Here is a 12584-nt window from a genome sequence, read left to right as displayed (position 1 = left end):
ATCGGATCGAAGGTTGGAATGCGAGCAGCCATATCGACAGCCGTTCGAAGGACCGCGATATTGCTATGCGATCCCCGCCTCCACAAACGCTGATTTGGAATGCCTCGCATGCGCCGCACGCATGCGAATGCCGACCTGCCCGGTCAATCCTGCCGGTCGACGAACTTCCAGTTTCGCTGGTTCGCAAACACCGCGTTCGGATAGGGCGACTGGCCCCGGCTGCCGTTGTAGCGGCCCAGCGTCATGAACAGGTCGCCGCGCTCGCGGTCCAGGTAGTGGCGCAGGATCACGCAGCCGAAGCGCAGGTTGGTCTGCATGTGAAAGAGCGTGGACGGATCGCCGTCGCCGATCACCCGCGTCCAGAACGGCATCACCTGCATGAAGCCCCGCGCGCCCGCGCTCGACACCGCGAACTTGCGGAAATTGCTCTCCACCTGCACCAGCCCAAGCACCAGGCTCACGTCGAGGCCGGCGCGCTTGGCCTCGTACCAGATGGTCTGCAGGAATTCCTTGCGCGTGTTCCAGTCGGGCATGCGCTTTTTCAGGCGCTCGCTCATGCTGCCCAGCCAGCGCAGGTAGGCCAGGCGCGATTCGGTGTCCTTGAACTCGGGGATTGGCGGCGCGCTGTTGTGGATGGCCGAACTCAGCGCGGTGCGCACCGAGTCCATCAGCGGCTCCTCGATCTGCGCGCCGGCCATTGCCTGGCGTGGCAGGCCCGCCAGCGACAGCACGCCGGCCGCGGCACCGCCCAGGCAGTGGCGCCGCGAAAGTGTCATGCCGCGAGTTTGCTGCGCACGAAGGCGGCCGCCTCGGCCACGGGAACCTTGGTGGCAGCGGCATCGCGGCGGTGCTGGTACTCGACCACGCCGTCCTTCAGGCCCTTGTCGCCGATGGTCAGGCGATGAGGCACGCCGATCAGTTCCCAGTCGGCGAACATGGCGCCGGGGCGCTCGCCGCGGTCGTCCAGGATCACGTCCACGCCGGCAGCCAGCAGGTCGTCGTAGAGCCGGGTCGCAGCCGCCTTCACCTCTTCGCTGCGGTCCATGCCGATGGGGCACACCACCACGGTGAAGGGGGCGATGGCATCGGGCCAGATGATGCCGCGCTCGTCATGGTTCTGCTCGATGGCCGCGGCCGGCAGACGCGTGATGCCGATGCCGTAGCAACCCATTTCCAGGTGCTGCGGCTTGCCGGCCTCGTCGAGGAAGGTGGCGTTCATGGACTTGCTGTACTTGGTGCCCAGCACGAACACGTGGCCCACCTCGATGCCGCGCTCGATGGCCAGCAGGCCCTTGCCGTCGGGCGACTTGTCGCCGGCCACCACGTTGCGGATGTCGGCCACCACGTCGGGCTCGGGCAGGTCGCGGCCCCAGTTGACGCCGGTGGTGTGGAAGTCCGCCTCGTTGGAGCCGCAGATCCAGTCGGCCATGACGGCCACGTCGCGGTCGGCCACCAGCTTGACCGGCTTCTTCATGTTCAGCGGGCCCAGGTAACCGGGCTTGGCGCCGAAGTGCTCTTCGATCTCGGCGACGGTGGCAAAGCGGAAGCCCTCGTTCAGGCCCGGCACCTTGCTGACCTTGATCTCGTTCATGTCGTGGTCGCCGCGCACCAGCAGCAGCCACACCTGCGAGCCGACGATCTCACCCTTGTCGTTGGTCTTGTCGGTGGCCAGCACCAGCGACTTGACGGTGGTGGACAGCGGCACGCCTAGCAGTGCGGCCACTTCCTCGCAGGTGGCCTTGCCGGGGGTCGGCGTCTTGGTGGCCGGCTGGCTGGCAGCCGGACGCGGACCGGCAGGCGCCAGCGCCTCGGCCTTTTCCATGTTGGCCGCGTAATCGCTCTCGGGGCAGTAGACGATCGCGTCTTCACCGGTGGCGGCAATCACCTGGAACTCTTCGCTCATGTCGCCGCCGATGGCGCCGCTGTCGGCGCGCACGGCCCGGTAGCGCAGGCCGAAGCGGTCGAAGATCCGGCGGTAAGCCTGCGACATCACCTGGTAGCTGGTCTTGGCGGCATCGAGGTCGCGGTCGAAGCTGTAGGCGTCCTTCATGGTGAACTCGCGCCCGCGCATGAGGCCGAAGCGCGGACGGCGCTCGTCCCGGAACTTGGTCTGGATCTGGTAGAGGTTCAGCGGCAGCTGCTTGTAGCTGCGGATCTCCTGCCGGGCGATGTCGGTCACCACCTCTTCGCTGGTGGGCTGCACGACGTAGTCGCGCTCGTGGCGGTCCTTGATGCGCAGCAGCTCGGGGCCCATCTTGTCGAAGCGGCCGCTCTCCTGCCACAGCTCGGCCGGCTGGACCACCGGCATCGTGATCTCCACCGCACCCGCGCGGTTCATTTCCTCGCGCACGATGGCCTCCACCTTGCGGATCACCCGCAGGCCCATGGGCATGTAGGTGTAGATGCCAGCGCCCAGCTTCTTGATCATGCCGGCGCGGGTCATCAGGCGGTGGCTGACGACTTCGGCGTCGGCCGGTGCTTCCTTGAGGGTGGAGACAAAGAAACGGGAGGCTTTCATCGGGTGGCGGCTCAGATATGCGGGAAAAACAGGATGCCCCGGGGCCAGGGCCAGGAAACCGGTCTACTTGCCGAGCGCAACCCGGCATGCATAATCGACTCAGTTCAAAAATTGGGGTTCGATTATGCTCGACCGAGATGGCTTCAGGCCCAACGTCGGCATCATCCTGCTCAACCATCGCAATCAGGTTTTCTGGGGCAAGCGCATACGCACCCATTCATGGCAGTTTCCGCAAGGCGGAATCGACCGCGGCGAAAGCCCCGAGCAGGCCATGTATCGGGAGCTGCATGAGGAGGTCGGCCTATCGCCGGAACATGTGCGCATCGTGGCCCGCACCCGCGACTGGTTGCGCTACGAGGTGCCGGATCGGTTCATCCGCCGCGACGCGCGCGGCCACTACAAGGGCCAGAAGCAGATCTGGTATCTGCTTCAACTCACCGGTCACGACTGGGACCTGAATCTTCGCGCCACCGACCACCCGGAATTCGACGCCTGGCGCTGGCACGACTACTGGGTTCCGCTGGACGTCGTCGTCGAGTTCAAGCGCGGCGTCTATGAAATGGCGCTGACCGAACTCGCCCGCTACCTGCCCCGCCAGGATTTCCGCAACCGCTTTCTGCGTGGCAACGTGCGCGGCCGCGAGTTCGATCGCCATCCCGCCGTCGGCGGGCACGAGCCGAACTTCGAGCTGCCGCCCGGCGCCTCCTTCGATCCCGATCCCAATGTCCCGTCTGCCCCCGAGGGTGCCGCACCGGCGCCCAGCCAGCTTCTTGCGCCGCGCTAGCCGGCTGCTTGGCGCCGCCCTGCCCGCACTCGTGCTGGCCCAGGCCGCGTCAGCGCAGCTTTTCACCGACCCTGACTGGAAGGAATCTCCGGTGCCGCCGGCGCCGGAATTCGACCAGCGGCGCATGCTCGAGATCGACATGCCGCGGGTGTACGACCTGAAGTACGGCGTCGATCCCAAGACACTTGCCATTACCGACGACGGCGTGGTGCGCTATGTCGCCATCGCCAAGAGCACCGGGCCGGGCGCTGCGCTCAATGCCTTCTACGACGGCGTGCGCTGCGCCACGGGTGAAATCAAGACCTACGCCCGCTACAGCGGCGATGCATGGCATCCGGTCGAGAACCCGGAGTGGCAGCCGCTGGGACAGGCCAAGACGCGCTACAGCCTTGCCCTGGCGCGGCAGGCCATCTGCCGCAGCGGCGCGCCGCGCGGCACCACGGGCGAGATGGTCCAGGCCCTGAAAAAGCCGCACTACATCGACTGAGACATCGCAGGCAGGCCAGGCAGCCTGCCCACTTCCGCACCCCCCGTGCAGATCAGACCGCGACAGCAGTCAGGATCATGTTGTCGCGGTGGATCATCTCGGGCTCGGCCACGTAACCGAGCAGCCGCTCGATTTCGCCCGACGCCTTGCGGCACAACAGCCGCGCTTCGGCGCTCGAGTAGTTGGCCAGGCCGCGCGCCACTTCGCCGCCATCGGGGCCGCGCACCGCGATCACGTCGCCGCGCGAAAACTCGCCTTCCACCGCCGTCATGCCGATGGGCAGCAGGCTCTTGCCTTCGCCGCGCAGCTTGGCGGCCGCCCCGGCATCCACGCTCACCGCACCGCGCAACTGCAGGTGGTCGGCCATCCAGCGCTTGCGCGCCTGGTGCTTGGGCGTTTGCGCCACCAGCAGCGTGCCGATGGCATCGCCCTTGGACAGGCGCACCAGCGCATCCGCCTCGCGGCCCCAGGCGATCACGGTGGACGCCCCCGAACCGGCCGCGCGCTTGGCCGCCAGGATCTTGGTGATCATGCCGCCCTTGCCGATGCTGCTGCCCGCGCCGCCGGCCATGGCCTCCAGCGCCGGGTCGCCCGCGGCGGCCTCATGCACGAACTGTGCGGCCGGGTCCTTGCGCGGGTCGGCCGTGTACAGGCCCTTCTGGTCGGTCAGGATCACCAGCGCGTCGGCCTCGACCAGGTTGGCCACGAGGGCGCCCAATGTGTCGTTGTCGCCGAACTTGATCTCGTCGTTGACGACGGTGTCGTTCTCGTTGATCACCGGCACCACGCCCAGGCCCAGCAGCGTGAGCAGCGTGGAACGGGCATTCAGATAGCGCTCGCGATCAGCCAGGTCGGCGTGGGTGAGCAGCACTTGCGCGCTGCCCAGATCGTTCTCGCGCAGCTTGGTCTCGTACATCTGGGCCAGGCCCATCTGCCCGACCGCCGCGGCCGCCTGCAGCTCGTGCACCTCGTGCGGCCGGGTCCGCCAGCCCAGGCGCTTCATGCCTTCGGCGATGGCGCCGCTGGAAACCATCACCACTTCCCGGCCGTCGCGCACCAGCAGCGCCAGCTGCCGGCACCACTCGCCGATCGCCGCCTCATCCAGCCCGCGCCCCTCGTTGGTCACCAGGCTGGAACCGACCTTGACGACGATGCGACGGGCGTCGCGAAGAACCGTGGAACCAGCTTTGGCAGTCATCGACTTTCTTGAGAATTGACGGATCGATTGTTGGACGGAGCTCGCGCCGCGGCAGCGCAGGCTCAGGTGGGATCGACGAAACGCGGATCGACCTCGGTGGGCGGCTGCTCCGCGACCTGCGCAGCCTTGACCTGCTGGTAGACCGCCTGCACCAGGTGCTCGCAGCCTTCGCGCGTGAGCGCCGAGATCTCGAACACCGGCCCCTTGAACCGCAGCCGCTTCACGAAGTCCTTCACCTTGGCCGCGCGCTCCTCGACCGGAATCATGTCCAGCTTGTTGAGCACCAGCCAGCGCGGCTTTTCATACAGCTGCGGGTCGTACTTCTTGAGCTCGCCCACGATGGCCTTGGCCTGCGCGACCGGGTCGACGCCTTCGTCGAAAGGCGCGAGGTCGACCACATGCAGCAGCAGGCGCGTGCGCTGCAGATGGCGCAGGAACAGGTGGCCCAGGCCCGCGCCTTCCGAAGCGCCCTCGATCAGCCCGGGCAGGTCGGCCACCACGAAGCTTTGCTCCGGCCCCACGCGCACCACGCCCAGGTTCGGATGCAAGGTGGTGAACGGGTAGTCGGCAATGCGCGGGCGCGCATTCGAAACGGCCGAGATGAAGGTGGACTTGCCCGCATTGGGCATACCCAGCAGGCCCACGTCGGCCAGCACCTTGAGCTCGAGCTTGAGGCTGCGCTTCTCGCCGGGATGGCCAGGCGTCTTCTGCCGCGGCGCGCGGTTGATCGCGCTCTTGAATCGCAGGTTGCCGAAGCCGCCGTCGCCGCCCTTGGCAATGGTCAGGCGCTCGCCCGGCTTGAGCAGTTCGAACAGCACCTCGCCGGTCTCGGCGTCGGAGATGATGGTGCCCACCGGCATGCGCAGCGTGATGTCGTCGCCGGCCGCGCCGAACATGTCAGAGCCCATGCCATGCTGGCCGCGCTTGGCTTCGTGCCGGCGCGAGAAGCGGAAATCCACCAGCGTGTTCAGGTTCGGGTCGGCCACCGCGAACACGTGGCCGCCGCGTCCGCCGTCCCCGCCGTCGGGGCCGCCGAACTCCTTGTACTTCTCATGACGGAACGACACGCAGCCGTTGCCGCCATCGCCGGCGGCGATGTCGATGAAGGCTTCGTCAACGAACTTCATGAGCTACTTTCCAAGTTTACAAACAAGAAAGCCCCGCCAGGCGGGGCTTCGGGTTCACGATCGAGGTGACCGGGCTTTTAGGCCGCGGGCGTCACGGTGACCGTGTGCTTGTTCAGCGAACCCTTGGTGCTGAACGACACGTGGCCGTCGACCAGTGCATAGAGGGTGTGATCCTTGCCAACGCCGACATTGGTGCCGGGGTGGAATTGCGTGCCGCGCTGGCGCACGATGATCGAGCCTGCGCTGATCAGTTCGCCGCCGAAGGCCTTCACGCCGAGCATCTTGGGCTTGGAATCGCGCCCGTTTCGCGTAGAGCCGCCGCCTTTTTTCTGTGCCATGGTGTCCGCTCCTTAGCCAGCAATCGCGCCGATTTGCAGTTCGGTGAACTGCTGGCGATGGCCTTGACGTTTCTGATAGTGCTTGCGACGGCGCATCTTGAAGATGCGAACCTTGTCGTGCTTGCCGTGCGACAGCACCGTGGCCGTCACCGTTGCGCCGGACACCAGGGGCGTGCCGACCTTGATATCGCTGCCGTTGCCGACAGCCAGAACCTGGTCGATCACGATTTCCTGGCCAACGTCCGCAGCAATCTGTTCTACTTTGATTTTCTCGCCGGAAGCAACGCGATACTGCTTGCCACCGGTTTTTATGACCGCGTACATGTTTAACCTCTTGGAATGCGGGCTCAGACTGCAGCCAGTCAACAAGTAACCGGCCAGGGCCAGCCAAGAGCCCATCGAAGCTTCGTAGACGAATTTCCACGAAGCCCAATATTCTAGCACGAAGCACTCCGGAAGCCAGTGGGCGGCCTGGGGCCGGCCCCATCCGGCGCCGGAGGGCGCGTGAGCCTCTCCCTATAATTGCCGGCTGCCGGCGGACGCAGGTCCGCCTCCCCTCCACCCTTCCTCCGGCGCCAGGCGCCCCGCGACTTGCCAGTTTCCGCCGCAACCAATACCGCGTCCGTGCTCGGCCTTATCGCCGACGACATGGTCGAAGTCGACCGAGTCATCGCCAATCGCCTGGACACGGGCGTGCCGCTCGTCAGCGAGGTTTCGCGCTACATCATTTCCGCCGGCGGCAAGCGCCTGCGGCCGGCCCTGCTCCTGCTGATGAGCGGCGCGCTCGAGTACAAGGGCACGCAGCACTACAACCTGGCGGCGGTCATCGAGTTCATCCATACGGCCACGCTGCTGCATGACGACGTGGTGGACGAATCCACCCTGCGCCGCGGCCGCCCCACCGCCAACGAATCCTTCGGCAACCCGGCCAGCGTGCTGGTGGGCGACTTCCTGTATTCGCGCGCCTTCCAGATGATGCTGGATGCCCACGACATGCGCGTGATGGAGATCCTGGCCGAAGCCACGAACATCATTGCCGAAGGCGAGGTGCTGCAGCTCATGAACATGCACGACGCCAGCCTGGACGAGGCGGCGTACCTGCGCGTGATCCGCTCCAAGACCGCCAAGCTCTTCGAGGCCAGCACCAGGCTTGCGGCGGTGCTGGCCAAGGCACCGCCCGAAGTGGAAGAAGCCTGCGCCACCTATGGCCAGGCGCTGGGCACCGCCTTCCAGGTCATCGACGACGTGCTCGACTACGCGGGCGACGCCAACGAGACCGGCAAGAACCTGGGCGACGACCTGCGCGAAGGCAAGACCACACTGCCGCTCATCCTCGCCATGCAGCGCGGCACCGACGAGCAGCGCGCATTGATCAAGGCCGCCATCGAAGCCGGCGACACCACGCAACTGCCGCAGATCGTTGCGATCGTGAAACAGACCGGCGCACTGGAAGCCACGCGCGCAGCAGCAGCCGCGGAGGCTCAACGCGCAATTGATGCACTTCCTGCACTTGCGCGCAATCAACACGCCGAAGGTTTGCTACAATTAGCGGCTCAGCTGACTGAGCGACGCGCCTGAAGTCAAAAACACAAGGCCGCTTTCTCAATTCACTGCACTTCGGGGTGTAGCTTAGCCTGGTAGAGCGCTACGTTCGGGACGTAGAGGCCGGAGGTTCGAATCCTCTCACCCCGACCAGATTCCTGTTTTGAAAAACAAAAGCCCGGCTCCTTGCGGAGTCGGGCTTTTTGTTTTGCCTGGCTTGTTCGCCATCGGCCCTTGCGGGCCGGGCGAGGCGCGATCAGCGGCCGGGCTTGAAGGCGCGCTTGGCCGGCTGGCCGTCGCGCGGCGCGAAGCTGCGCGCACCACCGCCGTTGCCGCGATGTCCACCGTCGCGCTGCTGGAAGCCGAAGCCGTCGCCACGGCGCTGGCCATCGCCGCGGTGGGCGTTGTCACCCCAGCCAGACTTGCGGCCGTAGCCGCCGCCTTCGTCGCGCGGGCCGCCATGGCCGCGGCCACCGCCGAAGCCGTTGCCGCCACCGAAGCCATGGCGCTGCTCGCCAAAGCCGCCGCCCGAAGAACGCTGGCCGCCGCCGCCGAACTTGCGGTCACGCGAATGGTGGTCGCGGTTGTCGCGACCACGGCCGCCGAAGTCGCCATGCGGGCGCGACTGCGGGAAGCGCTGCTGCGGCTCCAGACCTGGAATGGTTTCTGCCGTGAACTGCTGGCGCGAGTAGGCCTCGATGTCGAAGATCTTGCGGCGATCGCGGAACTCGGCAAAGGTCACGGCCAGGCCCTGGCGGCCGGCGCGGCCCGTTCGGCCGATGCGGTGGGTGTAGTCCTCCGCCTTCATCGGCAGGCCGAAGTTGAAGACGTGGGTGATGGTGGGCACGTCGATGCCGCGCGCCGCCACATCGGTGGCCACCAGGATCTGCACCTGGCCGTTGCGCAGCGCCATCAGTCGGCGGTTGCGCAGGCCCTGGCTCAGTGCGCCGTGCAGCGCCACGGCGGAGAAGCCCTCTTGCTGCAAATCGTTGGCCAGCCCGTCGCATTCGACTTGCGTGCTGGCGAAGACGATCGCCTGGTTGATGCTGGTGTCGCGCAGCCAGTGGTCGAGCAGCTTGCGCTTGTGCTGGGCGTTGTCGGCCCAGAACATCACCTGCTTGATGTTGGCGTGCTTTTCCTGCGGCGTGTCGATCTGCACGCGCTGCGGCTGGCGCATCACGCGCGCGGCCAGTTGCTGAATGCGCGGCGCAAAAGTGGCGCTGAACATCATGGTCTGCTTGCGCTCGATGGTCAGCTGGTTGATCTCGGCCAGATCGTCGGCAAAGCCGAGGTCGAGCATGCGGTCGGCTTCGTCGACCACCAGGAACTGCACCTGGTCCAGCTTGATCTGCATCGAACGCTGCAGGTCCAGCAGGCGCCCGGGCGTGGCCACCACGAGGTTGGCGTTCTGCAGGCGCGCGATCTGCAGCTGGTAGGGCATGCCGCCCACCACGCTGGCGATGCGCAGGCCGCGGCAGTGCTGCACCAGGCCGATGGCGTCATGCGCCACCTGCTGCGCCAGTTCACGCGTGGGGCACAGCACCAGGGCGCCGGGCACGGCAGGCTTGAAGTTGCGCGAGTTGGTCGGGTCCTTGCGCTTGGGGCGCTTGGGGGCGGGCTCGCCGCGGGCGGCGGCCTCGGCGGCCAGGCGCTGGAATTCGGCGCGGGCAGCCTCTTCGGCTTCGGCCTGCTGCTGGATCAGGGTGTGGAGCACGGGCAGCAGGAAGGCCGCCGTCTTGCCGCTGCCGGTCTGGCTGGAGACCATGAGGTCGACAAAACCCTTGGCATCGGTGCCCATGGCCAGGGGAATGGCCTTGTCCTGCACCGCGGTGGGCTGGCTGAAGCCCAGGCTCTCGACGGCGGCCAGCAGTTGCGGCGACAGGCCCAGGCGGGCAAAGCCGTTGGGTTCCTGGGGTGCCGCGGCGGCGTCGAGCGCCTCCAGCTCGGGCGATTCAACGCCGGCATTGAATTCGGCGGATACGGAAACGGATTGCGCGGGCGCGAGATCGCCCTGCGCTTCAAAAGCGTCGGTCATGAAAGCAAACTTTCTTGCACGCAAAACAAGAGCCGTGGGGCCTTGCTTGCCGTGGATGGTCAAAAAACATCAACCATCCAACGACATTCAGCTCGGTCAGAAGGCACCGGGCTGCGGCCCATTCAAAGGGGCACGCTGTGCAAGATAGGGAGATGCGGGAACTCGCTGCCGGCCTTGGTTGCGCATCTTCATGCGCACCGGACATTTCGCGAAGCCTGCGATTATCACATGGCTTCGGGTTTTTACCTAATCATTGATTTTCAGGAAGGTTTCCCGGTAGTGCTCGAGCTCGTCGATGGACTCGTGCACGTCGGCCAGGGCCGTGTGCGCCTGCTGCTTCTTGAAGGCGCTGTAGGCGGCGGGCTTCCAGCGCTTGGCCAGTTCCTTGAGCGTGCTCACGTCCAGGTTGCGGTAGTGGAAGAAGGCTTCCAGCTTGGGCATGTACTTGACCAGGAAACGCCGGTCCTGGCCGATGGTGTTGCCGCACATGGGCGAGCCGTTCTTGGGCACGTAACGGGAGATGAACTCGAGCAGCTGCTTTTCGGCCGCCGCTTCGTCGACGGCGGACGCCTTGACCTTGTCGATCAGGCCGCTGCGCCCGTGCGTGCCCTTGTTCCAGGCATCCATGCCGTCCAGGACCTCGTCGCTCTGATGGATGACCAGAACGGGGCCGTCGATGCGGGGCGTGAGGTTCGGCCCGGTGACGACCACGGCAATTTCCAGCAGGCGCTCCTTTTCGGGATCGAGCCCGCTCATTTCGCAGTCCAGCCAGACCAGGTTCTGGTCGCTCTTCTTCAGGCTGGCGGGGGCTTGTGCGGCTGGCTCGCCAGCGGGCGCCTGAATGGGTGCGGAAGGGTTCGGGTCAATCGGTTCGTGCATCGGGCGATTGTCGTCGATGGCCTACACTGCGCCCCGCATGTCCGCCTCGCTGATCCTGACCTACGCCTTTGCCGCCGCCCTGGCAGCCGGCCTGCTGCTGAAGTTCTGGCTGGCCTCGCGCCAGATCCGCCACGTGGCGCAGCACCGCGACGCGGTGCCCGCCGCCTTTGCCGGCACCATCACGCTGGCGGCGCACCAGAAGGCGGCCGACTACACCGTGGCCAAGAGCCGCTTCGGCATCCTGGAGATGGCCTGGGGATCGGCCGTACTGCTGGGCTGGACGCTGCTGGGCGGCCTGGACCTGCTCAACCGCGGCCTGGGCGACCTGCTGGGCGGCGGCATGTGGCAGCAGCTGGCCCTGCTGGCCTGCTTCAGCCTGATCGGCGGCCTGCTCGAGCTGCCCTTCTCGCTCTGGCAGACCTTCCGCCTGGAAGAGCGCTTCGGCTTCAACAAGATGACCTGGCGCCTGTGGGTGGCCGACGCGCTCAAGGGCGCGCTGGTCGGCGCCCTCATCGGCCTGCCGCTGGCGGCGCTCATCCTGTGGCTCATGGGTGCAGCCGGCGCGCGCTGGTGGCTGTGGGCATGGCTGGTGTGGGTGGGCTTCAACCTGACGCTGATGCTCGTCTACCCGACCTTCATCGCGCCGCTGTTCAACAAGTTCCAGCCGCTGGACGACGCCACGCTCAAGAACCGCGTCACCGCGCTGATGAAGCGCTGCGGCTTTGCCGCCAAGGGCTTGTTCGTGATGGACGGCAGCCGCCGCAGCGCGCATGCCAATGCGTACTTCACCGGCTTCGGTGCGAGCAAGCGCGTGGTGTTCTACGACACGCTGCTTCGCCAGCTCAATGCCGGCGAGGTGGAGGCGGTGCTGGCGCACGAGCTGGGCCACTTCAAGCATCGTCACGTGTTGAAGCGGATGGTGGCCATGTTCGCGATGAGCCTGGCCGGCTTCGCGCTGCTCGGCTGGATGTCTTCGCAGGCCTGGTTCTATACCGGCCTGGGCGTGCAGCCGAACATGGCTGCGCCCAACGATGCGCTGGCCCTGCTGCTGTTCATGCTGGCCGTGCCGGTCTTTGCTGTTTTCCTGTCGCCCCTGGCAGCCATGCTCTCGCGCAAGCACGAGTTCGAGGCAGACGCCTATGCGGTCGCACAGACGAGCAGCACCGACCTGTCCAACGCCCTGCTCAAGCTCTACCAGGACAACGCGTCGACGCTCACGCCCGACCCGGTGTTCGTCAAGTTCTACTACTCCCACCCGCCCGCCTCCGAGCGCCTCGCTCGCATGGCCGCGGCCTGAGTACGCACGTCAAGAAAGAGGCACGCCATGAGCAGCATGTTCCAACCCAAGGTCTGGCAAGGCCAGCCCCGCCGGGCCATGAGCGCCACCGAAGCCGTCACCGCCCTCGCCCGCCTCGACGGCTGGAAGCTGTCGGGCGATGGTGCCAGCGTCGCCATCGAGAAGACCTTCAGCTTTGCCAACTACTTCGAGACCATCGCCTTTGTGAACGCGGTGGCGATGGTGGCGCATGTTCAGGACCACCACCCGGATCTCTCGGTGCACTACAACCGCTGCGTGGTGCGCTTCAATACGCATGACGTGGGCGGGATCTCGTCCACCGACATCGACTGCGCCACGCGCGTCGACGCGCTCCTGGCAGGCTGAAACGTACCGGCCC

13 protein-coding genes and 1 tRNA gene are annotated in these 12584 nt (G+C 66.3%); 6 read left to right on the top strand and 8 right to left on the bottom strand.

The window, feature by feature from the left end; translation table 11 throughout:
- Positions 1-143: 143 nt before the first annotated feature.
- Positions 144-776, bottom strand: a complete 633-nt coding sequence (locus tag VSO01S_RS04755) for a lytic transglycosylase domain-containing protein (RefSeq protein ID WP_068640648.1) — start codon at positions 774-776, stop codon at positions 144-146.
- On the bottom strand, positions 773-2518 hold the full coding sequence (locus VSO01S_RS04750; protein WP_068640647.1) for a proline--tRNA ligase: 1746 nt from the start codon (positions 2516-2518) through the stop codon (positions 773-775). The genes VSO01S_RS04755 and VSO01S_RS04750 overlap by 4 nt, the downstream gene beginning before the upstream one ends.
- Positions 2519-2642: 124 nt before the next feature.
- Here VSO01S_RS04750 and VSO01S_RS04745 point away from each other — a divergent pair, with 124 nt between their 5' ends.
- Together VSO01S_RS04745 and VSO01S_RS04740 are read left to right on the top strand one after the other, a co-directional pair.
- Entirely contained in the window at positions 2643-3302 is a 660-nt protein-coding gene (locus VSO01S_RS04745; protein ID WP_068640646.1) for an RNA pyrophosphohydrolase, read from the top strand.
- Positions 3289-3789 carry a CNP1-like family protein gene (locus tag VSO01S_RS04740; RefSeq protein WP_245684111.1) on the top strand — a complete coding sequence of 167 codons (501 nt, stop codon included), beginning with the start codon at positions 3289-3291 and terminating at the stop codon, positions 3787-3789. The genes VSO01S_RS04745 and VSO01S_RS04740 overlap by 14 nt, the downstream gene beginning before the upstream one ends.
- Before the next feature lie 52 nt (positions 3790-3841).
- On the opposite strand, the gene proB is transcribed toward VSO01S_RS04740, so the two are convergent.
- From proB to rplU, 4 genes are all read right to left on the bottom strand, one after another.
- A complete protein-coding gene (proB, locus tag VSO01S_RS04735; RefSeq protein WP_068640644.1) occupies positions 3842-4987 on the bottom strand; it encodes a glutamate 5-kinase in 1146 nt (381 codons plus the stop codon).
- A gap of 62 nt (positions 4988-5049) precedes the next feature.
- Positions 5050-6114: an Obg family GTPase CgtA gene (gene cgtA, locus VSO01S_RS04730; protein WP_068640643.1), complete on the bottom strand. Its 1065-nt coding sequence runs from the start codon at positions 6112-6114 to the stop codon at positions 5050-5052.
- A gap of 77 nt (positions 6115-6191) precedes the next feature.
- Positions 6192-6452 (bottom strand): 50S ribosomal protein L27, encoded by a 261-nt coding sequence (gene rpmA, locus VSO01S_RS04725; protein ID WP_068640642.1) that lies wholly within the window; start codon positions 6450-6452, stop codon positions 6192-6194.
- 12 nt (positions 6453-6464) lie between these two features.
- Entirely contained in the window at positions 6465-6776 is a 312-nt protein-coding gene (gene rplU, locus VSO01S_RS04720; RefSeq protein WP_068640641.1) for a 50S ribosomal protein L21, read from the bottom strand.
- A 324-nt stretch (positions 6777-7100) separates the two neighbouring features.
- On the opposite strand from rplU, the gene VSO01S_RS04715 reads away from it, so the two are divergent.
- Positions 7101-8030: a polyprenyl synthetase family protein gene (locus tag VSO01S_RS04715; RefSeq protein WP_174544709.1), complete on the top strand. Its 930-nt coding sequence runs from the start codon at positions 7101-7103 to the stop codon at positions 8028-8030.
- Between the two features lie 40 nt (positions 8031-8070).
- Positions 8071-8147, top strand: a tRNA-Pro gene (locus VSO01S_RS04710).
- Between the two features lie 103 nt (positions 8148-8250).
- Here the strand turns inward: VSO01S_RS04710 and VSO01S_RS04705 are convergent.
- The gene (locus VSO01S_RS04705) at positions 8251-10029 is read right to left on the bottom strand and encodes a DEAD/DEAH box helicase (RefSeq protein WP_068640639.1); all 1779 of its coding nucleotides are present in this window, start codon (positions 10027-10029) and stop codon (positions 8251-8253) included.
- Positions 10030-10275: 246 nt separating this feature from the next.
- Positions 10276-10908 (bottom strand): oligoribonuclease, encoded by a 633-nt coding sequence (orn, locus tag VSO01S_RS04700; RefSeq protein ID WP_245684110.1) that lies wholly within the window; start codon positions 10906-10908, stop codon positions 10276-10278.
- A 37-nt stretch (positions 10909-10945) separates the two neighbouring features.
- On the opposite strand from orn, the gene VSO01S_RS04695 reads away from it, so the two are divergent.
- A complete protein-coding gene (locus VSO01S_RS04695; protein WP_068640706.1) occupies positions 10946-12205 on the top strand; it encodes a M48 family metallopeptidase in 1260 nt (419 codons plus the stop codon).
- Between the two features lie 27 nt (positions 12206-12232).
- Positions 12233-12571, top strand: a complete 339-nt coding sequence (locus tag VSO01S_RS04690; RefSeq protein WP_068640638.1) for a 4a-hydroxytetrahydrobiopterin dehydratase — start codon at positions 12233-12235, stop codon at positions 12569-12571.
- The last annotated feature ends 13 nt before the right edge of the window (positions 12572-12584 follow it).

The organism is Variovorax soli NBRC 106424 (assembly GCF_001591385.1).
In the GTDB taxonomy this organism is placed as follows: domain Bacteria; phylum Pseudomonadota; class Gammaproteobacteria; order Burkholderiales; family Burkholderiaceae_C; genus Variovorax; species Variovorax soli.
Note: the sequence above shows the minus strand (reverse complement) of the source record. Positions and strands in the feature narration are given on the sequence as shown.